The sequence below is a fragment of the Aeromonas sp. SCS5 genome (assembly GCF_001887375.1).
Lineage (GTDB): Bacteria > Pseudomonadota > Gammaproteobacteria > Enterobacterales > Aeromonadaceae > Aeromonas > Aeromonas jandaei.
On record NZ_LFCS01000002.1, the window covers coordinates 14,763 to 40,328 of the forward strand.

The 25,566-nt window shown below is 56.2% G+C and carries 19 protein-coding genes; 10 read left to right on the forward strand and 9 right to left on the reverse strand.

Going from position 1 to position 25,566, the window contains the following annotated elements; translation table 11 throughout:
- Window positions 1-16: 16 nt before the first annotated feature.
- Window positions 17-1,297, reverse strand: a complete 1,281-nt coding sequence (locus tag BS300_RS01710) for an HD domain-containing phosphohydrolase (protein ID WP_071910365.1) — start codon at window positions 1,295-1,297, stop codon at window positions 17-19.
- A 348-nt stretch (window positions 1,298-1,645) separates the two neighbouring features.
- On the opposite strand from BS300_RS01710, the gene sbcB reads away from it, so the two are divergent.
- Window positions 1,646-3,073: an exodeoxyribonuclease I gene (gene sbcB / locus BS300_RS01715; RefSeq protein WP_071910673.1), complete on the forward strand. Its 1,428-nt coding sequence runs from the start codon at window positions 1,646-1,648 to the stop codon at window positions 3,071-3,073.
- 133 nt (window positions 3,074-3,206) lie between these two features.
- Entirely contained in the window at window positions 3,207-3,707 is a 501-nt protein-coding gene (locus BS300_RS01720) for a hypothetical protein (protein ID WP_043850942.1), read from the forward strand.
- 69 nt (window positions 3,708-3,776) lie between these two features.
- On the opposite strand, the gene BS300_RS01725 is transcribed toward BS300_RS01720, so the two are convergent.
- Window positions 3,777-5,486, reverse strand: coding sequence for an alpha-galactosidase (locus BS300_RS01725; RefSeq protein WP_071910366.1), 1,710 nt, complete (start codon window positions 5,484-5,486; stop codon window positions 3,777-3,779).
- A gap of 160 nt (window positions 5,487-5,646) precedes the next feature.
- Between BS300_RS01725 and BS300_RS01730 the strand changes: the two genes are divergently transcribed.
- The 3 genes from BS300_RS01730 to cdd all read left to right on the forward strand — a co-directional run bounded on the left by BS300_RS01730 (window position 5,647) and on the right by cdd (window position 7,756).
- Complete coding sequence (locus tag BS300_RS01730; RefSeq protein ID WP_005333279.1) at window positions 5,647-6,003, forward strand: CidA/LrgA family protein; 357 nt, start codon at window positions 5,647-5,649, stop codon at window positions 6,001-6,003.
- Window positions 6,000-6,686 carry an LrgB family protein gene (locus BS300_RS01735; RefSeq protein ID WP_033112624.1) on the forward strand — a complete coding sequence of 229 codons (687 nt, stop codon included), beginning with the start codon at window positions 6,000-6,002 and terminating at the stop codon, window positions 6,684-6,686. The genes BS300_RS01730 and BS300_RS01735 overlap by 4 nt, the downstream gene beginning before the upstream one ends.
- 185 nt (window positions 6,687-6,871) lie before the next feature.
- Window positions 6,872-7,756: a cytidine deaminase gene (cdd, locus tag BS300_RS01740; RefSeq protein WP_071910367.1), complete on the forward strand. Its 885-nt coding sequence runs from the start codon at window positions 6,872-6,874 to the stop codon at window positions 7,754-7,756.
- 132 nt (window positions 7,757-7,888) lie between these two features.
- Here cdd and BS300_RS01745 read toward each other — a convergent pair whose 3' ends face one another.
- The gene (locus BS300_RS01745) at window positions 7,889-9,274 is read right to left on the reverse strand and encodes a tryptophanase (protein ID WP_071910368.1); all 1,386 of its coding nucleotides are present in this window, start codon (window positions 9,272-9,274) and stop codon (window positions 7,889-7,891) included.
- Window positions 9,275-9,735: 461 nt separating this feature from the next.
- Here BS300_RS01745 and BS300_RS01750 point away from each other — a divergent pair, with 461 nt between their 5' ends.
- From BS300_RS01750 to BS300_RS01760, 3 genes are all read left to right on the forward strand, one after another.
- Window positions 9,736-9,900 carry a DUF2256 domain-containing protein gene (locus BS300_RS01750; protein WP_071910369.1) on the forward strand — a complete coding sequence of 55 codons (165 nt, stop codon included), beginning with the start codon at window positions 9,736-9,738 and terminating at the stop codon, window positions 9,898-9,900.
- Window positions 9,900-11,420, forward strand: coding sequence for a cryptochrome/photolyase family protein (locus tag BS300_RS01755; RefSeq protein WP_071910371.1), 1,521 nt, complete (start codon window positions 9,900-9,902; stop codon window positions 11,418-11,420). The genes BS300_RS01750 and BS300_RS01755 overlap by 1 nt, the downstream gene beginning before the upstream one ends.
- Window positions 11,421-11,613: 193 nt before the next feature.
- Window positions 11,614-12,909 (forward strand): D-amino acid dehydrogenase, encoded by a 1,296-nt coding sequence (locus BS300_RS01760; RefSeq protein ID WP_275654711.1) that lies wholly within the window; start codon window positions 11,614-11,616, stop codon window positions 12,907-12,909.
- Here the strand turns inward: BS300_RS01760 and BS300_RS01765 are convergent.
- On the reverse strand, window positions 12,900-13,190 hold the full coding sequence (locus BS300_RS01765) for a hypothetical protein (protein ID WP_071910375.1): 291 nt from the start codon (window positions 13,188-13,190) through the stop codon (window positions 12,900-12,902). The genes BS300_RS01760 and BS300_RS01765 overlap by 10 nt on opposite strands.
- A 25-nt stretch (window positions 13,191-13,215) precedes the next feature.
- On the opposite strand from BS300_RS01765, the gene asd reads away from it, so the two are divergent.
- On the forward strand, window positions 13,216-14,328 hold the full coding sequence (asd, locus tag BS300_RS01770; RefSeq protein WP_071910377.1) for an aspartate-semialdehyde dehydrogenase: 1,113 nt from the start codon (window positions 13,216-13,218) through the stop codon (window positions 14,326-14,328).
- Between the two features lie 100 nt (window positions 14,329-14,428).
- Here asd and fdhD read toward each other — a convergent pair whose 3' ends face one another.
- The 5 genes from fdhD to BS300_RS01795 form a co-directional block, all read right to left on the reverse strand.
- Complete coding sequence (gene fdhD, locus BS300_RS01775; protein WP_239693788.1) at window positions 14,429-15,289, reverse strand: formate dehydrogenase accessory sulfurtransferase FdhD; 861 nt, start codon at window positions 15,287-15,289, stop codon at window positions 14,429-14,431.
- Complete coding sequence (locus BS300_RS01780; RefSeq protein ID WP_071910379.1) at window positions 15,286-17,403, reverse strand: sigma 54-interacting transcriptional regulator; 2,118 nt, start codon at window positions 17,401-17,403, stop codon at window positions 15,286-15,288. The genes fdhD and BS300_RS01780 overlap by 4 nt, the downstream gene beginning before the upstream one ends.
- Window positions 17,404-17,822: 419 nt before the next feature.
- Window positions 17,823-18,065 carry a hypothetical protein gene (locus tag BS300_RS21460; RefSeq protein WP_231499713.1) on the reverse strand — a complete coding sequence of 81 codons (243 nt, stop codon included), beginning with the start codon at window positions 18,063-18,065 and terminating at the stop codon, window positions 17,823-17,825.
- Window positions 18,066-18,318: 253 nt separating this feature from the next.
- Window positions 18,319-20,463 carry a formate dehydrogenase subunit alpha gene (gene fdhF / locus BS300_RS01790; RefSeq protein WP_081376060.1) on the reverse strand — a complete coding sequence of 715 codons (2,145 nt, stop codon included), beginning with the start codon at window positions 20,461-20,463 and terminating at the stop codon, window positions 18,319-18,321.
- Window positions 20,464-20,509: 46 nt separating this feature from the next.
- Window positions 20,510-21,109 carry a 4Fe-4S dicluster domain-containing protein gene (locus tag BS300_RS01795; RefSeq protein WP_033112617.1) on the reverse strand — a complete coding sequence of 200 codons (600 nt, stop codon included), beginning with the start codon at window positions 21,107-21,109 and terminating at the stop codon, window positions 20,510-20,512.
- Window positions 21,110-21,710: 601 nt separating this feature from the next.
- Between BS300_RS01795 and BS300_RS01805 the strand changes: the two genes are divergently transcribed.
- A complete protein-coding gene (locus BS300_RS01805) occupies window positions 21,711-25,472 on the forward strand; it encodes an ATP-binding protein (protein WP_071910383.1) in 3,762 nt (1,253 codons plus the stop codon).
- The last annotated feature ends 94 nt before the right edge of the window (window positions 25,473-25,566 follow it).

The window sequence follows — 25,566 nt, forward strand, 5'->3', positions numbered from 1 at the left end:
TGGAAGCCGGAGCAGGTCAGCAGTACGCATGTACCTCCTCTACCGTTGGAATGGCGGCCTGTACCATCTGTGGCAAATTCTCAGCCAGCACGGCAACAACGTCGCCATCCACCCGCCCCTCTCGTACCAACTGCTTCATAAAGGAAAGCGCCTCGCCAGCAGAGAGCCCCTGCCGATAAGGCCTGTCCTGCACCATGGCCTGAAAAATATCGGCCACCCGCAAAATCCTCGCCTCCAATGCCATCGCCGAAGCCGGCAGATGAAACGGATATCCCTCGCCATCCGGTTCTTCATGGTGATAGGAGGCCCAGCACGCAATCTCTTCGAATCCCTCGATGTGGCGCAAAATCTGATAGGTCTCGAAACTGTGGGTATTGATGATGGCCCGCTCCTCGGAGGTTAATCGCCCCGGTTTATCCAGAATTTCATCCGGCACTCGCAGCTTGCCAAGATCGTGCAGCAATCCGGCAATTTCCAGCATGTCACAATGGATGGCACTGACACCCATACGCTCGGCCAGCAGACGCGAGAGACGGGCGACACCGAAGGAGTGAGCCATGGTAAACGCACTTTTGGCATCGACAATACCCGAAAAAATCAGCGCCAATGCTTTCAACTCGCCATTGGTCGTCGTGCAAGGCTCGCGCTCTTGCAGCATTTCAAGCATGTAGTCATTGATGGAACGAGCTTCCAGCTGCAGCCAGAAAGCCTCCGAGCGAGAAGCTTGCAGGAATGCCGCCACCAGCTCGGGGTCAAAAAACTCACCGCTATAACCCTGCAGCCGTTCGCGGATCTCGTTGGTATGCATCAAGAGCGACCCGTCGCTATAGTGAGGGGCCGCCAGCGCGTCACAACGGTCTACCAGAAAGATGAGATTGGCCTGACGGGCAACTTTCTTGTCCACGTCGGGTAAATTGCGCAGCAACTTCCAGTGGGTGTGGTGATAACGGATGGGAAGTGCCAGAGGAGCGAGCAGCCGGAAATCCTTTAATAGCTGATACCCCACTTCACAGTGAAGCTGTGACGACTCCCAGTCAAACTCGCTGACCAGGTGGTGATGGATGACTGTCGAGGAGACGCCGATATCATGCAGGACGCCCAACTCGAAGAGCAGTCGGCGCTCCACATCGTCCATCCCCAGTACCCGACTGCACTCGGCTGCCATGATCCCGACTCGTTTACCATGGGCAACATCGCCAATACCCACCAGATCCAGCGACGCAGACAAGGCATATACCACCTGTCTGATGTCGACCTGCAATGAGAACGAGTTCTTCCCTGTCAGCGTTCTGTCCATGATCACTATCCCATGCCGCCATGTTGTTATCAGAGGAGCCGTTTTACTCTGCCCATATAAATAATTTAGTCAACAGCCCTCCTCTTGGCCTTGGTGGACAGACAAAAAGTGTGATTTGGCAGAGGATTACCGTGAAAAGTACCTATGCGGCCTCCTACCTGCCGGAACATTTGCAAATCAGCGCTTTGTTACTGGTACACAAAGTGTCCCCTTGTCTAATAAAGCGACGAATGAGGGTCCAACCCTTCGTTCTACCTGCGCTATGGTTTACCATGCTGGCCATTGTGGTGCATGGCACCATCCACCCAGGCGCTAGCCGCCGTCATCGGATACCTCATCTCGAGCAACATGAGCAAAACAGCACACGCGGGCAACGAGCCGACCTTCTATTTCCACGACTACGAGACATTCGGCATCAGCCCCGCCAAGGACAGGCCGTCGCAGTTTGCCGGTATTCGTACCGATGCGGATTTCAACATCATTGGCGAGCCGCTAGTCATCTATTGCAAACCGCCAGCGGACTACCTGCCGGATCCGGAGGCGTGCCTTATCACCGGTATCACGCCACAAAAGGCGATGAAGGACGGGCTGTGCGAGGCGGATTTCATTCGCCAGATCCACGAGCAGTTCGCCACTCCGAATACCTGTGTGCTGGGCTACAACAGCATCCGCTTCGATGATGAAGTGACCCGCTACACCCTCTATCGCAACTTCTATGACCCCTATGCCTACAGCTGGCAGAATGGCAACTCCCGCTGGGACATTCTCGACATGCTGCGGGCCTGCTACGCCCTGCGCCCGGAGGGGATCGAGTGGGCCTTTGATGATGAGGGCAAGCCGAGCTTCCGGCTGGAGAAGCTGACTATCGCCAACGGCGTCGCCCATGCCAATGCCCACGATGCACTCTCCGACGTGCTGGCCACCATCGAGATGGCCAAGCTGGTGAAAAAGGCCCAACCCAAGCTGTTCGGGTACCTGTTTGACCTTCGCAACAAGAACAAGGTGAAGGCACTGATCGACGTGGTGACCATGAAGCCACTGGTACACGTCTCCGGCATGTTCTCCCCGTGGCAGGGATGCGCAAGTTGGGTCTCGCCGCTCGCCTGGCACCCCACCAACCAGAACGCGGTGATCATGGTAGATCTGACCCGCGACCCCACCCCGCTTATCGAGCTCACCAGCGACGAGATCCGCGAGCGCCTCTACACCAAGAAAGAGGAGCTGGGGGATCTGGCGGGCATTCCGGTCAAACTGGTGCACATCAACAAGTGTCCGGCACTTGCACCGGCCGCCACCCTGAAGGTAGAGCGCGCCGACCAGCTTGGCATCGACCGGGAGCAGTGCCGCAAGAGCCTGGATCTGCTGCGCGCCCACCCCGAAGTGCGGGAAAAACTGGTGGAAGTGTTCAATCAGGAGTTTGCGGGCAGCAGTGACGGCGATCCTGATACCCAGCTCTACGCCGGCTTCTTCGGTCACGGCGACAAGTCCACCATGGATCTGGTGCGCGCCACCCCGGCAGATCTGCTGGGCGAGCGGGAGTTCGCCTTTACCGATTCACGGCTGCCGGAGATGCTGTTTCGCTATCGCGCCCGCAACTGGCCGCACACTCTGAGCGAAGCGGAGCAGAAACGTTGGCGCCTGCACTGCAGCGACTACTTCAGCAACCGCCTGCCTGACTATGTACCGCGCCTCGAAGCGCTGGCAGAGCAGAATCAGGGTAACGAACGAAACTTTGCGATTCTTAAGAGTCTCTACCACTATCTGGAAGATTTATGAGTTGTGAGTGATTTCACACTAAATCCTCCTCGCCAATCCCCTTCTTCAGGTCATAATGACGAAGGGGATCTTCTCAAAAACCAATGTGTTGCATCCCTCTGTCTTGCCTCTATCGAACGGAAGCCATTTGCTGATGCCTCGTCACCACGCTCTGCTGGGATTACTGGCCCTGCTGCCGCTGGCAGCCAACGCCGCATACCGGTTCGATATGCCGGACTACCTTGCGCTGTTGCCAGAGCAAACCTATCACATCGTTGAGCACAGCTTCAGCACCCTGTACCAGCAGACCGACTTTACGCCTCAGGTCACCAACAGCTACTTCAACAACTCCAACCTCTACAAGTTTGTCGGGGTGCCGCTGGTCATCTCCGCCCAGTCCGGCTTTCAGCTGGAGGTGTTTGGTCAGGCCTATAACCGCGCGTCTCAGGCCTATATGCACCTGAGCGAAGATATGTCGCTTTACCGGGTGATGCGGGTCGATGTGATGGGTAACCCCAACGATCGGCTGGCTATCGGTTTTGGCTTTGGTATGCCAATCACCCCTAATCTCACCCTCAAGGCCATCACCTCGGGCAGCGATATCCCGGGTTATGGTTCAGCCAAATACGCGGCTGGCGTCGAGTGGCGTTACTGACACAGCCCCCTAAATAGCAAACAATTCAGGCTCCCGAAGGAGCCTGAATTGTTTGAGAGACGAGCCTTATCAGACGTAACGGATCACCCGCCCTTCGCCCCCTTGCAGGGTCACTGCCGTACCGACTGCCTGCCCATCCCAAAAATCGGTTCCCCCTTCCGGCAGCAGAAACTCCTGTGGTTGCCCCTCCCAGTTGAAGAGGCAGAGCAGAGTGCCGCCCTCGGGCAGGCTTACTTCGCCGCAGGCAAAGTCCATCGATTCGAAACGGGCAGAGGGTGCCTGGGCGGCGCAGAGCGCCAGCAACTTGCGCAGTTGCGCCGCCTGCTCCTCATCGAAATCTTGCAGCCGATCACCGGCCAACATCATGCCGCCGCTTGCCACCAGCGCTGCCAGATGGAAACTGTATTCCGCCTTGTTTGCCTGCTGGCTTGGCAGATCCCTCAGACAGATGCAGTCAGGATCGAGGGCCCAGAGCTTGTCATTTTGCCAGGCGCGGCAGAAGGCCTCGTGAGCGATCTGGCGATAGCGGTGGCCATTGCGCTCCACGTCATCGCTCACCCGCATGCCGTGCACCAGCCCAAGACTTGGCCAGATGGGCGCGTTGCAACCGAGCAGGAAAGCGCCTTCACCTGCACCACGCAGGATGGCCGCCATACCGCGCCGATAGGCTTCAACCCGGGTGGCTGCCGGATCGTGGAAACGGCCACCGTGGATGGCGCCCCAGAAGTTGGCATCGAGCTTGAAATAGTGGATGCCCCACTGCTCGCGCAGGGTGCGGAACACCTGCTCAAGGTGCGCCTGCACCTCGGGGTGGGTACCATCCAGCACATACCAAGGGGTACAACGCCAACCACCATAGGTGACCCGCTCGGAGGGCAACGGCAGACCGTCATCCCCCTTCACAAACCAGTCGGGATGATCCTGAAACACCTGTGAACCGGGCTCTGCAATAAAGGGTGCGACCCAGAGGGCAGGCTCGCAGCCAGCCTGTTTGATCTCGGCAGCCAGTGAGGCTACACCTTGCTCGAACTTGGCCGATGGAGTGAGCCAGTCGCCCATTTTGGCCTGATAGCCGTCGTCGATCTGCACATAGCGCAGGGCCGGGAAGCGCTCGGCACGCACCTGCAGGTTCTCGCGAATATCGGCAGCGCTCACCTCGGCGTAGTAGTGATACCAGGAGCACCAGCCGCTCGGGCGATCACTCACCTTGCCGATCAGCGAGCCGTGCTCGGCCTCGATCAACCGTGCCAGCTCGGCCAGCAGATCCTCGCGCTCCGCTCCTTCGAGGCAGATCAGCGCCTCGCTCTGCCAGTGCTCACCGGCCGCAAGTTTTCGCCCTTCGCAATTCATCAGGATCTGCAAGCGGCCATCGGGATAGAGGCGAAACTCCCCACCAAAACGGTGGCAGCTGGCAAAGGCGAGCAGCAGCCACCCCTTGCCATGTTCCACCAGCAACAGGTTGTGAATGGTGTGATAGCCATTGTCATCGGTGATGCGATAGACGCTGGCATCAGGGCAACGGCCGACATGTTGCGGTGATTGCCAGCTACCCATGGTCTGGGCCAGCATCTGGAATCCTTCGCCATAGATGGCGCTCTCCACCGGCAGGCCAAGCTTGCCGTCAAACAGCACCCAGCGGTCAACCGGAGTGGCATCAGCGCCGGTGTTGTCGAGTCGCACCCGGCACAGAGGCCCTTCCCACTGACGGGTTTGCAGCAGATGGGGTGGCAACGCGTTATCGTTCGCCAGCTGGCGAACTCGGGACAAGAGGGATGTCATCACTACTCCTTGTAGTTCGAAAAGGGTTCTATCAGGCACTTTTCAAAAAATGCCAATCAAATCAGCTTCAAATGAACTGATTTCAGTTGTTATTGTTTTAATGCCGCGACCCGGCCTCTCTGGTAAACTGCGATTTTTCATCCCAGTCGATGAGGTTCACGTGATCGCGCAACGCGCCTTGCTGTACTTTCGTGACTTTATGGTCATCGTCGCCTGCCTGCTGGCAGGCAAATCCGTGGCAGCCATCCTGCCGTTTGCCTTTCCCGGCAGCATCATCGGCATGCTGCTGCTGTTCGTGCTGCTCTCCCTGCAACTGATCAAGCTGCACTGGGTCGAGCTGGGCGCTGGCCTGCTGCTGCGCCACATGGGCGTTTTGTTCGTTCCGGTCGCGGTCGGACTGGTGGCCTGGCTTGAGCCCCTGCGCCAATCCTTCGGCGTCATCATGCTCTGCATCGTGCTCGGGATCGTGCTGATCCTCGCCACCGTCGGTCGGCTCTACCAGAGGATGAACAAATGATCTTCTGGCTAGCCATTCCCCTGACCCTGGCGCTCTATTTCGCCACCCGCGCCCTCTATCGACGCCTGCCCTGGCCCATCATCAATCCGGTGCTGGTGCCGACCGCGGTGATCATTGGCCTGCTGCTCTGGCTCGATCTGCCCCTTGAGCAGTACGAGCGCGGCAGCAGCCCCATTACCATGCTGCTGGAACCCGCCGTGGTGGCGCTGGCGCTGCCGCTCTATCAACAGGCGCGCCAGATCCAGGCCAAGCTCAAGCCCATCCTAATCTGTACCCTCGCCTCCGTCTTGATCTCGGTGTGTACAACCCTGCTGATCGGTCATTTTATGGGCACAGATCCGGCACTGCTCGCCTCATTGGCGACCAAATCCATCACCACCCCGCTCGCCATGAGCGTCAGCCAGTCCATCGGCGGCATTCCCGCCATCGCGGCCGCCGTGGTGGTGGTGGTGGGGATTGTCGGCGCCCTGATCGGCTACCCGCTGCTCAAACTGCTGAAAGTGACCGACCCGGAAGCGCAAGGGCTCGCCATGGGGGCCTGTGCCCACGCCATCGGCACCGCCACCTCCGCCGAGAAGGGGATCACCCAGGGCGCCTTTGCATCGCTCGCCATGGTGGTGTGCGGGATCCTCACCGCGGCCGTCGCTCCCCTCCTCTTTGCCATCTATCACTGGCTCACCTGACCGATGATTAGCCACCCCGACGGCTCTGCAGCGCTGTCGGGGTGCGACCTGCCGCACAATTTGCACAAGACAAACGTTTCCATTACCATCCCCCTCCGTTTGCCCGTCAGGGCGTGAGCCTGCTCACACATTTACCCGAGCTTGCTCCCTACAATGGCCGCCCAATTGGCCTTTGAGGACACACTATGCATCCCCGTTTTGCCAAGCCATTCGATACCCTATCTGCCCCGCTCAAAGCAGCCGTGCAGCCCATGCTGGATAGTGCCGACTTCAACGCCCGCTTCACGCCGGAGCAAGTCGCCACCCTGAAAGCCGCCACAGGTCTCGATGATCGCGCCCTGCGCCTCGCCCTGTTGCCGCTGGCCGCCGCCTGCTCGGTCGCGCCCATCTCCAAGTTTTATGTCGGTGCCATCGCCTGCGGCCTGAGCGGCAGCTGGTACTTTGGCGCCAACATGGAGTTTGCTGGGCAAGGTCTGTTCCACTCGGTTCACGCCGAGCAGTCCGCTATCTCCAACGCCTGGCTGGGTGGCGAGACCGGGATCAGCGAAATCACCGTCAACTACACCCCTTGCGGTCACTGCCGTCAGTTCATGAACGAGCTGAGCACCGCCAAGATCCTGAAAGTCTCTCTGCCCGATGACCTGAGCGCCCTGCAATCCTTCCTGCCCCACTCGTTTGGCCCGGCGGACCTCGACATCACGGATGCGCTGATGAGCCCGCAGGATCACGCCGAGCTTCAGCTTCAAAGCGAAGACCCGCTGTGGCAAGCCGCGCTGGCCGCCGCCCGTCAAAGCTATGCCCCCTATAGCCAGGGCTATGCCGCGGTGGCGCTGCAGTTTGCCGATGGCCGCATCTTCTCTGGCCGCTACGCCGAGAACGCCGCCTTCAACCCCAGCCTGCCACCGATGCAGATGGCCTGCACCCATGCGGTGCTTAACGGCGAAGATCTCGCCACCATCCGCCGCGCCGTGCTGCTGGAGAACAAAAACGGCCAGATCAGCCAGCGTGATTCCGCCCAGTCCACCCTCAAGGCGCTGGGCTCCGTCGAGCTGGAGTATCAGGCGGTCTGACCCCGGCCTTGCTTCGATAAACGAAAGCCCCCGCACCTTGGTGCGGGGGCTTTTTACTTGGCCGTTTAATCGGGGGCAGCCCTCGATCTCACTGCTTGGCGCGGTTGATCACCACATCTAACCGGTTGCTGATCAGACCGGTTTTAGCCGCGCAGTGAAGTGGCGCAGCAGCGGCGGCTCGTAGTCGAAGGTGAGCCCGCGAATGTCGCAGGCCCGCGCTTTCACCGCGATCAGGCAGTCGGCCACATAGTCCATGTGATCCCGGGTGTAGACCCGGCGCGGAATGGTCAGACGCAACAACTCGAAGTCCGCCGCCTCCTGCTTGCCGGTGGCGGGATCGCGCCCGAGCAACAGGGAGCCAATCTCCACCCCGCGCACACCCCCTTCCAGATAGAGCTCGCAGGCGAGCGCATGGGCGGGGAACTGCTCGGCCGGAATATGGGGCAGCAGCTTTTTGGCATCCACAAACACCGCATGGCCGCCAGTGGGGGTCTGGATCGGGATGCCCGCCTCGGCCAGCCGCTCGCCGAGATAGGCCACCTGACTGATGCGGTAGGTGAGATACTCCTCATCCATCCCCTCGCGCAGACCGATGGCAAGCGCCGCCATATCCCGCCCGGCGAGGCCGCCATAGGTGACAAACCCCTCCATCGCCACGCAGCGCACCTGTACCGCGCGGAACAGGTCGAGATCCTCTTTAAAACAGCAAAGCCCGCCGATATTGACCAGTCCGTCCTTCTTGGCCGACATGGTGAAGATGTCCCCCAGCGCAAACATCTGGCGCACTATCTCCTTGATGCTGCACTTGGCATAGGCCGGGTCCCGCTCCTTGATAAACCAGGCGTTCTCGGCAAAGCGGGCGGCGTCGATCACCACCGGAATCTGGTGGCGACGAGCCAGCTCGGAGACCGCCTCCATATTGGCCATGGAGACCGGCTGACCACCGGCGCTGTTGCAGGTCACCGTTATGATGATGCCGGCCACGTTGTCGGCCCCCAGGGTTTCGATGGTGTCGCTCAGGCGAGGAAGATCAAAATCCCCCTTCCAGGCGTAGGGGGCGGTGGTGTCGAGGGCTTTCGGGGTGAGCAGGTTGATGGCCCGTGCGCCAGCCAACTCCACGTGGGCCTTGGTGGTGTCGAAGTGGTGGTTGGAGATAAAGACCGGTGCCTTGCCCTTGCAGCGCTTGACCAGCTCGGGGAAGAGGATCTGCTCGGCCCCGCGCCCCTGGTGGGTGGGCATCACATGCTGGTAACCAAAAATCTCGCGCACCGTGCGCTCCAACTCGACGAAGTTGCGGCTGCCCGCATAGGCCTCATCTCCCATCATGATGCCGGCCCACTGACGATCGGACATGGCACCAGTGCCGCTGTCGGTCAGCAGATCGATATAGACATCTTCGGCCAGCAGCAGGAAGGGGTTCCAGCCAGCGGCCTCGAGGGCGGCGCGGCGCTCGGCGCCAGTGGTCTGTTTGATGGGCTCGACCATCTTGATACGAAACGGCTCGGGTATACGACGCATATAAGACTCCTCACCGGCGCAAGGCCAGTGTGTTTGAAATTGGAATTGGCAAAGAGACCGGGGCGATCAGGGTCGTCCGGCTGACAAATTCAAACGGCGGGTGACGCCAATCAGCGGTGAGGAAAGTCGAAGGTGAGAATGGGATCCCGGGTATACCAGTGGGCGAGCAGGCAAGCTGCCCGGGGCGTAGCTGTCATGATTGGCATCACTCCCCTCCATATCGGTTGTAGACAGTCGATGGCCAATAAGATCCGTTGATGGATGCTGCCAACGGGCAGCCTCGCCACGTTAACGGCTGGTTAATTTGCAAACAAGGAGTGCACCGACGGGCTGTGCGCCCGCTCACAAAGTGCACATCTGCGCGGCAAACTGGCAGTGAGGTTGATCCGTCCACGTCCCCGGTTCGTTATTCTCCCTACCCACACGCTACATCCCCCCATCAGCCAAGGCCGGAAGCCATCATGCATCGCAAACCCTATCTGCCCGAGAAGATCTGCCCCGTCTGCAAGCGCCCCTTCAGCTGGCGGCGCAAGTGGGCGCGCAGCTGGGAGGAGGTTCGCTACTGCAGCGAGCGCTGTCGCCACGCTCGTCACAGCAGCCAGCAACCTGAGGAGGATCGAGTGTGATGGAGCTGCGTCTTGTTCTTGGCGATCAGCTGAACGCCGCTCACAGCTGGTTTCGCACCCCGGATCCGGCAATCTGCTATCTGATGGCGGAGCTGCGCCAGGAGACCGACTACTGCCGCCACCATCGTCAGAAGGTGCTGGCCTTCTTTGCCGCCATGCGCGCCTTCGCGGCAGCCCTCACCCAAGCGGGCCACCGCGTCTGTTACCTGACCCTCGATGAGAGCGCCCGCTGGCCCGACTTGCCCAGCCTGCTGGCAGCCCAAATCGCGGCGCATCAGGCCGACAGCTTTGCCTGGCAGAGCCCGGACGAGTGGCGCCTCGCCAACCAGTTGAAAAGCTGGGCGGCTGGCCTTGCCATCCCTGCCACCGAGGTGGGGAGCGAACATTTTCTCACCCCCCGTGATGGCTGGCAGCGCTACCCCCACAGCCGGATGGAGTTCTTCTACCGTGCCCTGCGCAAGCAATATCAAGTGCTGCTCGATGAGCGCGGCCAACCCCTTGGCGGGCGCTGGAATTTTGATGACGAGAACCGCGCCAAACTGCCGGCGAGCCAGCCCATCCCGGCGCCCCTCACCTTTGCCAACGAGGTGAGCGAGATTGACGCCATGCTGACCCGCCACGGGGTCTGCACCATCGGCAAGGCGGATGCCCGCAAGCTGCCGTGGCCCATCACCCGGCGCCAGAGTCGCGAGCTGCTGGCCCATTTTCTGGCCCACTGCCTGCCCCACTTTGGTCGCTATCAGGATGCCCTGAGCGAGCGGGGCTGGAGCCTGTTTCACAGCCGACTGTCGTTTTCCCTCAACAGCAAGATGCTTCATCCGCTTGAGGTGATCCGCGCCGCCGAAGCCCACTGGCAGGCCAATCAGGCCACCATCACGTTGGCGCAGGTGGAGGGGTTTATTCGCCAGATCCTCGGCTGGCGCGAGTTTGTCCGTGCCCTCTACTGGGAAAAGATGCCCGACTATCAGCGCACCAATTTTCTCGGTGCCAACCGGCCGCTGCCCGGTTTCTTCTGGAATGGAGAAACCAGGATGGCCTGCGTGCGCCACGCCATCAACCAATCCCTTGAGCAGGGTTACGCCCACCATATTCAGCGGCTGATGGTGACCGGCAACTTTGCCCTGCTGGCGGGGATTGACCCCGATGAGGTGGATCAGTGGTATCTCGGTATCTATGTGGATGCCATCGAGTGGGTGGAGCTGCCCAACACCCGCGGCATGAGCCAGTTTGCCGATGGCGGCCTGATGGGCAGCAAGCCCTACGCCAGTAGCGGCGCCTATCTCGAGCGGATGGGCCACTACTGCAAGGGGTGCCACTATCAGGTCAAAGCCCGCCACGGCGACGGGAGTTGCCCCTTTAACAGCCTCTACTGGCACTTTCTTTGGCGCAACCGGGACAAACTGGGCGGCAATCCCCGCCTCGCCCTCCCCTATGCCAACTGGGATGGCCAAGCCGCCGAACAGCAGCAGGCCATTCTGGCGACGGCGGAGCAGTACCTGATCCAGCTGGAGCAGCTGTAAGCGGGCCATGCCCCCTGACACACACCCCTGACAACAGCGCAGCGATTTACGCTGGCAATCAGGCGCGTCATCGCACCAAACACCACCCCGTGACTGGCAGGCAGACGGAGATCCCAATCCTGCGCAGAGCGGTTGAATATCCTGTGGCGGCTGATTATGGTGGTGGCCACATCAAGGTTTCCATCAACCAAACATCAGAAAAACGAGTCTAAGGAAAGACGATATGGAGATAGTGGTTCTCGGTGGCGGCGTGATCGGGGTAACCAGCGCCTGGTATCTGGCCAAAGCGGGTCACAAGGTGACCTTGCTGGAGCGACAAGGGGGCGTTGCCCTTGAAACCAGCCATGCCAACGCCGGCCAGATATCCCCGGGCTATGCAGCCCCTTGGGCAGCTCCCGGCATCCCGCTCAAGGCGGCCAAATGGATGCTGCAAAAGCATGCCCCCTTCACCGTGCGCCCCACTGCTGATCCCTTCCAGCTGCGCTGGATGCTGAAGATGCTCGCCAACTGCACCCCGACCGCCTATGCCACCAACAAGGGGCGCATGGTGCGTCTGGCCGAATACAGCCGCGACTGCATGAAGCTGCTGCGCGACGAGCTGAGCATCGATTACGAAGGGCGCCAGCTCGGCACCCTGCAGCTGTTTCGCAGCCAGTCCCAGCTCGATGCCAGTCAGCGCGATATCGAGGTGCTGGAGGAGTACGGTGTCCCCTACCAGTCGCTGGATGCCAGCGGCTGCGAAGCGGCAGAGCCTGCGCTGGCACGGGTACGCGGCAAAATCGTCGGCGGCCTGCGCCTGCCCGGCGACGAGACCGGCGACTGCTTCCGCTTCACCAAGGCCCTTGCCCTTGAAGCCGAGAAGCTCGGGGTCAAGTTTGTCTTCAACTGCGACATCGACGAGATTGAGCAAGCCCGCGGCCGCGCCGTGGCGGTGCGGGCGGGCGAGCAGCGCTATCGCGCCGATGCCATCGTCTGTGCGCTGGGCAGTTATGCCACCGGTTTTCTGCGGCCGCTGCTGCGCCCGCTCGGGCTGGAGCTGCCGGTCTATCCGGTCAAGGGCTACTCCCTCACCCTGCCGATGATCAACGCCGAGGCCGCGCCGCGCAGTACCGTGCTCGACGAGACCTACAAGGTGGCCATCACCCGTTTTGACGAGCGGATCCGTGTCGGCGGCATGGCGGAGCTGTCGGGCTACAACCTCGCCCTCAACCCGAGGCGCCACGACACCCTAGCGATGGTGGTGGGCGATCTCTTCCCCGAAGGGGGCGATATCAGCAAGGCCGAGTTCTGGACCGGCCTGCGCCCCATGACGCCGGATGGCACCCCGCTGGTGGGGCCGAGCCCCATTCCCGGTCTCTGGCTCAATACCGGCCACGGTACCCTGGGCTGGACCATGGCGGCCGGTTCGGGTCAGCTGTTGTGCGATCTTATCAGCGGCAGCGAGCCCGCCATCAGCGATGAGGGGTTGACCCTGGCGCGCTACGCCTGAGCACCCACGCGGTCAGGCTGTTTCACCCACTTTATTGACAGGCCACCGCCATAAGCGGTGGCCTTTTCATCGTTACTGCGCCCCGTTTTATCCCTCGCTCCGCCGTTGCCGGTTATTGCAGCGAACAGCACAGAATATTGCGCAATTCGACTTGCACCCGCCGTCATAATCCGTAATGTGGATAGACGCATTTTTCGCAGCGCATATTTTTTTAATCGCTTGTAAAGACCTTGTGAATGGCCTTCGCCAGCAGGGACGCAGGCGTGCAATACCCCTTTCATTAGCAGCAATCCAGGGTAGGACATTATGAAAAAAGTAGGTTTGGTCGGTTGGCGTGGCATGGTGGGATCGGTTCTGATGAGCCGGATGCAGGAAGAGCAGGATTTCGCCCATATTCAACCCACCTTCTTCACCACCTCCCAGGCCGGTGAGGCCGCCCCCAACTTCGGCGTCGATGCCGGTACTCTGCAGGATGCCTTCGATATCGAGGCGCTGGCCAAGCAGGATATCATCATCACCGCGCAAGGCGGCGACTACACCAAGGATGTCTATCCGCGCCTGAAAGCCGCCGGCTGGCAGGGCTACTGGATTGACGCCGCCTCCGCCCTGCGGATGGAGAAGGATGCCGTCATCATTCTGGATCCGGTCAACGGCGACGTCATCGAGCATGCCCTGAACAACGGCATCAAGACCTTCGTGGGCGGCAACTGCACCGTCAGTCTGATGCTGCTGGCCCTCGGTGGCCTGTTCAAGGCCGATCTGGTGGAGTGGGTGAGCGTAGCCACCTATCAGGCCGCCTCCGGTGGCGGTGCCCGCCATATGCGCGAGCTGGTCACCCAGATGGGGATGCTGCGTGACGAAGTGGCGGTCGAGCTGGCGGATCCCGCCTCCGCCATTCTCGATATCGAGCGCAAGATCACCGAGAAGACCCGCTCCGGCACCCTGCCGGTGGACAACTTCGGCGTACCGCTGGCCGGTGGCCTTATCCCCTGGATTGACACCAAGCTCGACAACGGCCAGAGCCGTGAAGAGTGGAAGGGTCAGGCCGAGACCAACAAGATTTTGGGTATCGAAAACGCCGTCATTCCGGTGGATGGTCTCTGTGTGCGGATCGGCGCCCTGCGCTGCCACAGCCAGGCGTTCACCATCAAGCTGAAAAAGGATGTGCCGCTGGCGGAGATCGAAGCGCTGCTGGCCGCCCACAACGACTGGGTGAAAGTGATCCCCAACGATCGCGACATCACCGCCCGCGAGCTGACCCCGGCTGCCGTCACCGGCACCCTCAGCATTCCGGTGGGCCGTCTGCGCAAACTCAATATGGGCCCTGAGTATCTGGCCGCCTTTACCGTGGGTGACCAGCTGCTGTGGGGCGCCGCCGAGCCGCTGCGCCGCATGCTGCGTATCCTGCTGGCGCGCTAATCCGCTACAGAAGCAGATACAACAAGGGCGGGGAGTCACACTCCCCGCCCTTTTTATTGGCTGTTTTTATAAGCCCTTTAGCAGGCTCTCACTTTTGCTGTTACTTAAGCAGAATACGCTGACAGCCGCTGTAGATCTCGGCCCGCCCGGGGCGGCAAAAACCCACCAGGGTGAGCCCGGTCTGCTCGGCCCGCTCGACTGCAAGCTCGGTAGCGGCCGAGATGGCGAGCAAGATCTCCACGCCGGCGCTGGCGCACTTTTGCACCATCTCGAAGCTGGCGCGGCTGGTCACCAGAATGGCTCCGTCACGGCGACCCGTGCGGCACAAGTGCCCCACCAGCTTGTCCAGCGCAATATGGCGTCCCACATCTTCACGGATGGCGAGAATGTTGCCCTCACCGTCCAGATGCACTGCCGCATGGGTAGCGCCGGTACGCTGACCCAGCAGCTGGAGCGGGCGCAGAGCGCTCAGCACCTTGTCGATATGGCCCACCGCCAGACGCTGACTGTCGGGCAAGCTTGGTTGGGTGCGGATCACCTGCTCCAGACTCTCGCTGCCGCAGATGCCGCAACCGGTGCGCCCCGCCATGGTGCGCCGCTTCTCTTTGAGGCGATGGACGCAGCGATTGGCCAGGGTGATATGCAGCTCAATCCCCTGACAGCCGTCGATCTGCTCGATGTCGTGGATATCGAGCAGGCTGTCGATGATCCCCTCGGAGAGCGAAAAACCGATGGCGAAATCCTCCAGATCGGAGGCCGAGCACATCATCACGCTGTGGGCGATGCCGTTGTAGACCAGTGCCACCGGCGTCTCGGAGGGGAGCTCCATCTCGCTGTCGCAGGTCAAGGTATCGGCGCGGTAGTGCACCACCTCGCGGTGGATGGCGCAGCGTGCCAGCTCGCTCTGCTCGCTCTGTTCTCTCTGCTCGCTCCGCGCCTCAAGCTCTATGGCCTCTCTCATGGTGCGACCCCGTCAATGATCTCGGGATCTCTGGCCGAAATGCCGAGCCGCTTCATCTTGGAGAGCAGCGTGGTGCGCTTCATACCGAGGCGATTGGCCGCCCCCCGCTCGCCAGCGACTATGCCATTGCAGTCACGCAGGGCGGCGATGATCGCCTCGCGCTCATCCTCCGGCCCCTCGGCAAAGAGCGGAGTGGCGGGCTCGTCATAAACCAGGGTCTCAATCTTGTGGTAGCCCTTGAGGGGCATCAGCTCCTCCGGCGAGAGGTTGAGCACGTGACCGCGGGTCATCACCACGGCGCGCTCGATGACGTTCTCCAGCTCGCGGATATTGCCGTACCACGGCAGCGACACCAGCATCTTCATGGCATCGGCGGGGATGGCGGTGATGGTGCGGCGCATCCGCTTGGCAATCTTTCTGACGAAGAAGTTGACCAAGAGCGGAATATCCTCGCGCCGCTCGCGCAGGGGCGGCAGCTCGATGGGAAAGACGTTGAGCCGGTAGTAGAGGTCACTGCGAAAGCGCTTGTTCTTGACCATGGAGAGCAGATCACAGTTGGTGGCGGCCACCAGCCGCACATCCACCGCGATAGGGTTGCTGTTGCCGACCCGCTCCAGCTCGTGCTCCTGCAATACCCGCAACAGTTTGGGCTGCAAATCCAGCGGCATATCCCCCACTTCGTCGAGGAACAGGGTGCCCTTGTGGGCCCGCTCGAAGCGGCCGATGCGCTGGGTCAGGGCACCGGTAAAGGCCCCCTTCTCGTGGCCAAACAGATCGCTCTCGATAAGGCCGGTCGGGATGGCGGCGCAGTTCACCTTCACCATCTCGTGATCGTGGCGGGCACTCAGGGCGTGAATGGCCTGAGCGATCAGCTCCTTACCGGTGCCGGTCTCGCCAAGGATCAGTACGGTACTGTCGCTCTCAGCCACCAGCCGCACCTTCTCCAGCACGTTCGCCATCACAGCGCTCTGGTAGATGATGTGGGGGAACTCCCCCTGCATCTGCGGCTCGTTGATGCGAATGGTCTTCTCTTTGGCACCGTTGGTGTTGGAGATCTCCTGCTGCGCCTGCACGTTGTTCATGGCAATGGCCGTGCGCGCCGCCACCTGCTCCAGCAGGGAGATATCGATATCGGCGAAGAAGTTGGCCTCTGGGTGAGAGAGGATCAGCACCCCCAGCAGATTGCCCTGATAGCGCAGCGGCAAAATGCAGGAGCTGTCGGCATCGGGGGGCAGGATCTGGGAGGTAAAGCGGCAGCTCGACTGGCAGCCGTGGCCCTGCTCGCGGTAAACGAAGAAGGGCTCGCTGTGGCGCAGCGCACCCTGCAGGCAGTTCTTCTCAAAACACGAATGATCGATGATCCCCGGCTGCTCGCTCTGCTGCTGGTTGACCAGATAGCTCTTGAAGCTGTCGGAAGTGGCGTTGTACTCGGCCAGACAGAGGCTGCTGATACCAAAGTGGTGGTGCAGGATGGCAAACAGGCTCTTGGGCAGCTCGGCGATACGCACTAATTTAATCACCGCATTGGTCACATCCACCAGAATTTTGCAGCTGTCGCGCTCAAGGCGCAGGGAGTTGGCCTGCTCCAGAGTGCGCTCCTTGTCCTGCACGTTCTCCAGCGCAATGGCGATGATGGCGGCCAACTGGGTCAGCTTGGCCAGGGTCTCCATGGTGAAGCTGTCGAGGCGGGTGTTGATGAACTCGACCCCGCCCAGATGGCTGCGGGCGGTGGTGATGGGGAGCTGGCAGTAGGAGCGCAGTCCCTCGTAAATCCCTTCGGAATCGAGGGGGGCACAGCGGTTGGCAAAACGGGCGGCAGGCAGGATGATCGCCTGCTCGGTGCCATCAGTGGGAGCGTGCAGGTCTGCCTTGCGGCAGACAAGGTGCTTTGGGCCGCTCTCTCCCATATAACAGAAAGTGGCCTCCTCGCCGGAGCCCCGGTTGAGGATCAGGTTGACCCGGGTTACGCCGCCAAAGCCGGCATCTATCTTGTTGAGTTTGTGGATAAAGTCATCGAGCGTCACGGCCGACAGGAGGGATTTGGAGAGCAGGAGGAAACCGTCGTCCCAGATGGGAGAGATCTCGTCCAGGGGGATGGCACTCACAGTAAGCATTGCGGCCTCACGTTATATCAATTTCAGTCACCAGTCAGGCTGTCCATGCCATCGCATCGCGACACAAGCGTTTCACCAGAATTAATAGCCGCAGCGCACTATCCACGCTGCCAAAAGGAAGGCGGTGACGACACTTGTCGCATGTTGCAATTCCACCGTTGTTATTAACGAACGATAACAAAAAATAACATTGTCATCGGGTGATTATTATTGGAATGGCGACTCATCATAGATGAGCTCAAATTTCATTACAATCCGATTTAATATATCTGGTTGCCATATTCAGGCAATAATTACATCGCGGATTGAATAATGGATTGGTGGCCGCACAAGGGGCCATTGTCAACTGTCAGATCTCGCTGTTGCCTCCCCTTTGCTGTGCAGTAAAGGCATCATTCGAAACACGATTCGGTGGCCACTCACGAAGTGACAAGGCGGGTGTGGCAGCACTTCAAACCGCCCAAAATAAAGAGCGCGGAGAAGCCCTGAAAGGCGAGCAGCAGCCAGCTGGCGTTGTCGGCAAGCTCAACCGATACGCACTGGTGAGTGAGGTAGACCAGCAGGGTGATCACCCCCAGCAGCAGGCAGTTGATCAAGGTGGTGGAGATAAACCCGATCAGCCAGGCACTGGAAATACTCAAGGCGGAAAATACACTGCCCATGGCGAGCCTTGCTGCCATAAAACAGCCGAAAAAACCGAAGCCGAGCAGAAATATCATCTCGTCGCGCCAAATATAGCAACCTATTCCCAGCAATATCGCCGCCAGATAGGTGCCAATATAGAAAATTCCGAATAAGCGACCAATTTCATGTTGCATCATTTATCCCCTGTTTTTGGCTAATAAAAGGGTGCCCGACTCGATAAATCCGAGTCGGGTTCCCTTATTTGTGCAGAACGTCCTTTTTTAGGGCGGGTCAGCCTTTGGCTGCGCTGCGCAATTTCGCCTTGAGCGCGCTGTATTCAGTCTGGACGTACACTTCCGCCTCAGGCTGATTATCGATGCGCTCGATCTTCACCGCGCAGTACTTGTACTCCGGCGTGTGGGAGACGGGATCGACGTGCTCGATGGTGAGCTCGTTGCAGGCCCCGATCCACCACTGGTAGGTCATGTAGACCACCCCGGCGTTGACCCGGTCGTTGTAGTTGGCCCGGGTGATCACCTTGCCACGGCGCGACGAGATCCAGACCAGCGCCTGATCCTTCACCCCAAGCTTTTTGGCATCGCTCGGGTGGATCTGCACATAGCCCGGCTCATCGGCCAGGGTTTGCAGCGCCGAGCAGTTGCCGGTCATGGAGCGGCAGGAGTAGTGACCCACCTCGCGCACGGTGGAGAGCACCAGCGGGTACTCGGCACAGGGCTGCTCCAGCGGCGGCCGCCACTCGGAGGCAATCAGCTGACCCTTGCCGCTCGGGGTAGTGAACACGTTCCCCTCGAACAGGGTGCTGGTGCCCGGGTGATCCTCGGTCGGGCAGGGCCACTGCACGCTCTTGAGATCGGCCATCTTGTCGTAGCTGACCCCGGCGTAGAGCGGGCAGAGCGCACGCATCTCGTCCCAGATCTCTTCGGTGTTGTGGTACTCCATGGGATAACCCATGGCGGTCGCCATCAACGAGAAGATGGCCCAGTCCGGTTTCACGTTCTCAGGGGGCGTCACCGCCTTGTAGAAGCGCTGGAAGCCGCGATCTGCCGAGCTGTAGACCCCTTCATGCTCGCCCCAGCTGGTGGCGGGCAGAATAACGTCGGCCATCTCGGCGGTCTGGGTCATGAAGATATCCTGCACGATCACCAGCTCCATCCCCGCCAGAGTGCGGCGGAACTGACCCAAGTCTGCCTCGGTCTGGGCCGGATCTTCACCGAAGATGTAGAAGGCCTTGCACTTGCCCTCCTCCACCTTGTGGCCAAGCTCGGTCAGGCGATAGCCTGGTTTCTGGGACAGCGACTCCACGCCCCACGCCTTGGCGAACTTGGCGCTGATGGCGGGATCGGCCACCGACTGATAACCCGGGAACTGGTGCGGCAGCATCCCCATGTCACAGGTGCCCTGCACGTTGTTCTGACCACGTACCGGCCCGCAACCGGTGCCGCGGCGACCGAAGTTGCCGGTCAGCAGCGCCAGACCCGCCAGCCCCTTGACCACGTCCACTGCCTGACCGTACTGGGTCACCCCCATGCCCCACAGGATCATGGAAGCAGGCGACTCGGCGTAGGTGCGAATGGCGGCGCGGATATCGGCGGCTTTGAGGCCAGTGATCCCCTCCACATATTCCGGGGTGTACTTGGCTACCGTCGCCTTGAAGGTCTCGAACCCTTCGGTGTAGTTGGCGACAAAGGCCTTGTTGTAGAGCCCTTCATTGATCAACACGTTGGCGAAGGCGTTAACCAGCGCCATGTTGGAACCGTTTTTGAGCGGCAACCACTGATCGGCGATACGGGCGGTCTCCACCATGCGGGGATCACACACAATCACCTTGGCCCCGTTTGCCTTCGCCTTGAGGATATGGCGGGCGACGATGGGGTGAGAGTCAGCTGCGTTGTAACCAAACACCAGCAGGCACTTGGTCTCTTGAATTTCGGGAATGGCGTTGCTCATGGCGCCGTTGCCTACAGTTGTCTCCAGACCGGAGACTGAGGGTGCGTGTCACACCCTCGCGCAGTGGTCGACGTTGTTCGTCCCAATCACCGCACGGGCAAATTTCTGCATCACATAGTTGGCTTCATTGCCGGGGCCACGGGCAGAGCCGGTGGTCATGATGGCGTCCGGGCCATATTTCGCCTTGATGGCGGAGAGACGGCTGCTGGCGAACTCGATCGCTTCGTCCCAGGAGACCGCCTCGAACTTGCCACCGCGCTCGCGGCGGATCATCGGGCTCTTGAGACGGGGGGTCAGCAGGTTGGTGTCGTTCAAAAAATCCCAACCGTAATAGCCCTTGAGGCAGAGCTGCCCCTCGTTGGTCCGGCCGTTGGCGCCTTCGGCCCCCACCACCTTGTCGTTTTCAACCAGCAGGTTGATTTTGCAACCGGTGCCGCAATAGGGGCACACGGTAATGACTTTTTTCATGACTCACACTCTTGTTTGTTAACGAAAAACGGCTCGGCAAGCCCGCTCACACCCGCGCCGGCATCGCCAGCAGTGCCTCGGCACTGGCCAGCTGCTTCTGCCGGTTCAGGTTTTCAAGATGCTCCGGCGTGACCAGCCGCAGCGCCTGGGTCGGACACACCTCGACACAGGCCGGGCCCGCCTCGCGGTGACGGCAGAGATCGCACTTGAGCGCCTGCGCCTTGGTCTGCGGACGCTTGAAGAGCGAATCGGCAGCGGGTGCCACCTCTTTGAGCACCACCGCCATGGCGCCGTAAGGACAGGCCACCACGCAGGACTTGCAGCCGATGCAGCGCTCCTGCAACACCTTGACGCAACCATCCTCGCTGACGATGGCATTGTTCGGGCAGGCCATGGCGCACGGCTTGTCTTCACACTGGCGGCAGAGCACCGGCGTGGTCACCTTGCTGCCCACGATCACCTTCAGGCGCGGCTGAAAGTAGCTGTCCTTGGAGACCAGATGTCCATCCTCGATGGCAAGATGCAGGCCGCCCTCCCGCTCAAGGGTCCCGCTGCAAGACCCTGACTGGTGTGAAACGGCGCAGGCCACCTCACAGGTACGACACCCAATACAGAGACTGGGATCTGCAATCACGAAGCTGTTCATAGAGAGGGATCCTAAATGGTTCGTTACACCGGGCCGCCCGCCGACAGGCAAAGAGGCGGCCAGCCCCCCACAAAGCATTTATCAGACCAAAACGAGCCAAGGGTGCGATAAAAATTCACAACCATCTGAAAATAAAGGAGTAATCAGCAAGAGTAGCTTGCTGTTTACCGCTACTGACGAGGGTGACGACGGGGTGGGAAGTGTGATCGACACGACAAAAGTGACGAGCTCGACACCGGCTGATCAGCCCTTGCCCCAGCCGCATAAGGAGCAGTTCGAAAGAATTTGCAGCCAGGATCGGCCGCCCCAAACCGGGCAAGCGGAGGAACGATATCCCGGGAGAAAAGCCATACCAAGGGCCAAAAATGGGCTGTGCAGCACGCCAAAGCCGCTTGGGGCGATGGCAAGTTGTTTGGTTTTGCTATCCAGCTGGCAAGCCATCATCAAGTCAAACCGAACAAAAATGGGCCACTTATTGACTGATTTATTGAGCCAGAGCCGGTTTTAGGCCCCTGCCCCTTCAGTTTTCTATCCCTCCGGTTAATATGTGCCACTTGGCAACCAATTAAAATTTTCATGAAAATATATAAATAGAGGAAATATGGGTAATCAAAATCAAATAAAATTAAAGTTACTTGAATTGGAAGGCGGTACATTTCAACGGCTTTGTGATGATTGGTTACACCGTAAAGGATTTGAAAACATCAATCCTATAGGGATGATGCAAGTGACAGATCGGGTAGTAAAAGGCACACCTGATAGCTTACATATGCAAGATGATGGGTCATTTATCTTTTCTGAATATACAGTTCAACAAGAACGTTTAGTCCAAAAACTTGAAGATGATATAAATAAGTGTTTTGATGAAACTAAAACTGGCATAACCATTGAAAACATAGCTGGAATCATAATTTGCTATTTAGGTAAATTAACAACAGAAGAAATAAACAAACTTAGAAACCTCTGTTACAACAAAGGAGTCATGTTAACACTTTACGGTCTCGACTCTATTTCATTGAGCATTAAAAATTCCTATCCAGTTCTTTCTGAAACATATCTAGATTTGCCTTTAGACACAGGACAACTATTAAGTGTCAATGATTTTATAACTAGATATGGTAAAAGTAACTTCACAACATCCATAGACCATAAGTTACTCTTCAGAGAAGAATTTATAGAAAATGCGACTCAAGTCCTAGAGCGTTGTAATTTTTTGCTAATTTCTGGTGCCGCTGGTTTAGGTAAAACTTTGCTTTCTGTAAATCTAGCAAATAGATTAAAACACGAGAAACCAGAATTAAAGGTAATCTGTTTATTTGACAAAGGAGCCGATTTAATTAGAGATATAACTGCATATTTTAGTGAACCAGGTGAGTATCTAATTTTTGTCGATGATGCGAATCGACTAGATAATAGACTTGATTATATCTTGCACTATCTTAATGACCATAGTGAAAAAAGAAACTTTAAAATTATTGCAACTGTTAGAGATTATGCTCGTAACTCTGTTATCGATAAAGTAAAAAAGTATACGACTCCTAATGAATTGATTATTACTCCCTTAACAGATGAACAAATTAAAACATTATCAGAAACCCTCTTCGGTATAAAAAATAGAGATTATCAAGAGAGAATACAAGAAGTATCCTGTGGCAATCCTCGCTTGGCTATAATGGCTTCTAAGGTGGCAATAGAAACCAACCAAATTGAATCTATACAAAATGTAACTTCTTTATATAAAGACTATTTTGGTGAAAATGAGAATGTAAAAATTGTCATGGATGACAAAAGGTTGGCACTTACAGCGTGTGCTATTTGTTTTTTTCAAAAAATAGATAAGCTAAATGAAAAGCAAATGAAGCTCATTGAAAGTTCATTTGGCATTCAATCAGAGGATTTTTGGGAATTAGTAGATGTTTTACATAAAAATGAATTGGTTGATTTATATGAAAATGAAGTTGTCAAAATAACCGACCAAGTATTATCAACATACTTATTTTACACTACAGTTTTTGAGAGGAAAATTTTTTCCTTTTCTTCTATTGTTAATGATTTCTATCCGAATTATAAAAGCATCATAGTTGACTCATTGAATCCCGTCATACGCGCCTTTGATCAGAAGGCGATTCTAGCTGACATCAGAAGTGAAATACAGGATATATTCTCAAACTTCTCAACCAAGAATAATACTGACGCATCTATTGAGTTTTTAAACACCTTCTGGTTTGCACTTCCAACAGAGACTCTTCTATTTGCAGAAAGCATAATTGAAGAAATGCCAGAGGTTGAGATTAATTGGGGTGATGTTGATTTTGTTGAGTCAAAAAAAAGCACACAAAATCCATCATTGGTTGACCTACTATCACATTTTAGATTCTATGGAGAATTAGAGCTAAAGTTGTCATTTGAGTTATTGGCTAAATATACAGCTAAAAATCAATCTTCAATTGGAGTTGTTATACGAGCTTTATTGGAAACCTATAATATCAAACATGGTGACTGGAGACATGGATATTTTGTTCAAGCTAACATTATTGACACCTTAATCATTCTCATGAGCGGAAAGGATGGATACTTATTTAGCAGATTATTCATTTTGTATTCTAAATCATTATTAAAAATTGAACATCGTGAGCACAAGTGGTCTCGCGGAAACACTATCAACATAATTACCTTTAGAGTATCACCAGATAACTATTTGACGCCTATCAGAGAAAAAATCATCTTTAATATGGGCCATCTAATCGAAAAACCTGAAATGAAGCACCTTGTTATAGATCTATTTAAAGACTACGTTAATAAAATTCAAGGTGATTGTAAGGATATGGCTGCATTAGACTTGCCATTTTTTGAACAATATTTAGTTACTAAAATGGATAGAAATGATATATCCCAATGTATAGTCATGCAGAACTATTGTGATCACTTAGAATCTCTTGAGCTTAGTTTTCCAAAAAATTGGAGAGACGTCTTTTCCAATAAAATACTAGATATATCCGACTTACTGCTTGAAGACCGACAGACTCGCCGAACCTTGAATATGGGTTATGAAGAATATAACCAATATCGACATCAATCTTTAGTGTCTCACTTTGCTAATTTTTCGAGTTCTGACTTTAGTCAGTTCCTTGAGCAATGCAAAATCTTGCATAATAGTCTATGCGGTAGAGATAGAAATTACTTATTAAAGCATGGTTTAGAAATGAGCCTTATCGCTCTCGCTGAGTCGTCACATGAAATTTATCCGGAGCTAATTTCAATATATCTTGAACATGATGATTACTTTCAGATAGATCCTAACGCCATTGTCATTTTACTATTTAATAAAATATCAAGCGATGAGGTCTATTCTCTATTAACAAAAAAAGTATATAGAAGTAAAAATCGGTGGTTGTCTGCTTTTTTTGCACAGTTACCTGAAATATCTGTCAGCAGACGTGAAGCCGAGCTGTTCTTAGGGCATATTAACAATGTACAAAGTCATGAATTGCATGGATGGTTAGACTTCCTAGACAAGTATAAAAGTTCAGACTCATCAATTTATAGTAAAGTTGTTCGAATATTAGTAGATAAATCTAAGAGTGACATTACATATGGAGCTCCTCTAGGTCATCTTTTTAGCACCAACTCAAGCATGTTTGGACGATGGTTTACAGAATTCCATCCAGACCGAGAACTTGTTTTCGAAGCCTATCTTACTGCATCTAACTTAGACTGGTACTGGGATTATTCAGGCGAAGCCCTAAATATATTACTAAATGAGCGATTTGATTTTATATATAAGGTCATTGATCAAATATACATAAAAGAAAAATGGCCTAATTCACATACCAATATGCCCGAGCTTCACTTTTTATGGGAGAGGCAAAACTATATCGAAGATATAGAAAATTATGCCAAATACCTTTATCACAAGGATGTGCATGCTTATAGATACGGAGATAGTGTATTTAGCAAATTATTTATAAATAGTGAAAACTCAGATGAGCATATTCACAGAAAAAAAGAGTTCTGTCGAAATACAATCAAAAAAAATGCGTCCGACATCCCATTCGCTTGTTTTGTGTTTAATGTCCTACAACATTTAGATATTGATTTCAGACGAGAACTGATAGCTGTTTTTTTACATGAAAACAATAGTTTTGAAGACTTTCAAGGGTTAGATTATGAGTTAACCACTCGTTCTTGGTCAGGAAGTAGGGTACCAATTCTAAATCGTGAGAAGAATTTTCTAGAAAGTTTGCTACCCCTTTTTAATTCAATTAAGTTTCTTAAGCATAAACTATATGTTGAAAAGCAGATTGAAAATAAAGAAAAATCAATTGAATATGAGAAAAAGAGAGATTACCTAGAAAGTAGGTAGTGTTATCATTTGGTATATGGCTGCCATTGTGGCGGCCACTTCCCTCTCCCAAATAAAGACTCCATTGCTACCCAACACCCTCCGCCTTTGTCAT

Bases quoted from the DNA above. Each gene is read 5' to 3' on its own strand.
- BS300_RS01755 (WP_071910371.1), top strand. From the start codon at position 9,900: ATGGAGCTGCGTCTTGTTCTTGGCGATCAGCTGAACGCCGCTCACAGC.
- BS300_RS01745 (WP_071910368.1), bottom strand. From the start codon at position 9,274: ATGCGTCGTATACCCGAGCCGTTTCGTATCAAGATGGTCGAGCCCATC.
- BS300_RS01735 (WP_033112624.1), top strand. From the start codon at position 6,000: ATGATCTTCTGGCTAGCCATTCCCCTGACCCTGGCGCTCTATTTCGCC.
- BS300_RS01720 (WP_043850942.1), top strand. From the start codon at position 3,207: ATGCCTCGTCACCACGCTCTGCTGGGATTACTGGCCCTGCTGCCGCTG.
- BS300_RS01805 (WP_071910383.1), top strand. From the start codon at position 21,711: ATGGGTAATCAAAATCAAATAAAATTAAAGTTACTTGAATTGGAAGGC.
- BS300_RS21460 (WP_231499713.1), bottom strand. From the start codon at position 18,065: ATGGGCAGTGTATTTTCCGCCTTGAGTATTTCCAGTGCCTGGCTGATC.
- BS300_RS01725 (WP_071910366.1), bottom strand. From the start codon at position 5,486: ATGACATCCCTCTTGTCCCGAGTTCGCCAGCTGGCGAACGATAACGCG.
- asd (WP_071910377.1), top strand. From the start codon at position 13,216: ATGAAAAAAGTAGGTTTGGTCGGTTGGCGTGGCATGGTGGGATCGGTT.
- fdhD (WP_239693788.1), bottom strand. From the start codon at position 15,289: ATGAGAGAGGCCATAGAGCTTGAGGCGCGGAGCGAGCAGAGAGAACAG.
- BS300_RS01750 (WP_071910369.1), top strand. From the start codon at position 9,736: ATGCATCGCAAACCCTATCTGCCCGAGAAGATCTGCCCCGTCTGCAAG.
- BS300_RS01710 (WP_071910365.1), bottom strand. From the start codon at position 1,297: ATGGACAGAACGCTGACAGGGAAGAACTCGTTCTCATTGCAGGTCGAC.
- sbcB (WP_071910673.1), top strand. From the start codon at position 1,646: ATGAGCAAAACAGCACACGCGGGCAACGAGCCGACCTTCTATTTCCAC.
- cdd (WP_071910367.1), top strand. From the start codon at position 6,872: ATGCATCCCCGTTTTGCCAAGCCATTCGATACCCTATCTGCCCCGCTC.
- BS300_RS01795 (WP_033112617.1), bottom strand. From the start codon at position 21,109: ATGAACAGCTTCGTGATTGCAGATCCCAGTCTCTGTATTGGGTGTCGT.
- BS300_RS01780 (WP_071910379.1), bottom strand. From the start codon at position 17,403: ATGCTTACTGTGAGTGCCATCCCCCTGGACGAGATCTCTCCCATCTGG.
- BS300_RS01765 (WP_071910375.1), bottom strand. From the start codon at position 13,190: ATGAAAGGGGTATTGCACGCCTGCGTCCCTGCTGGCGAAGGCCATTCA.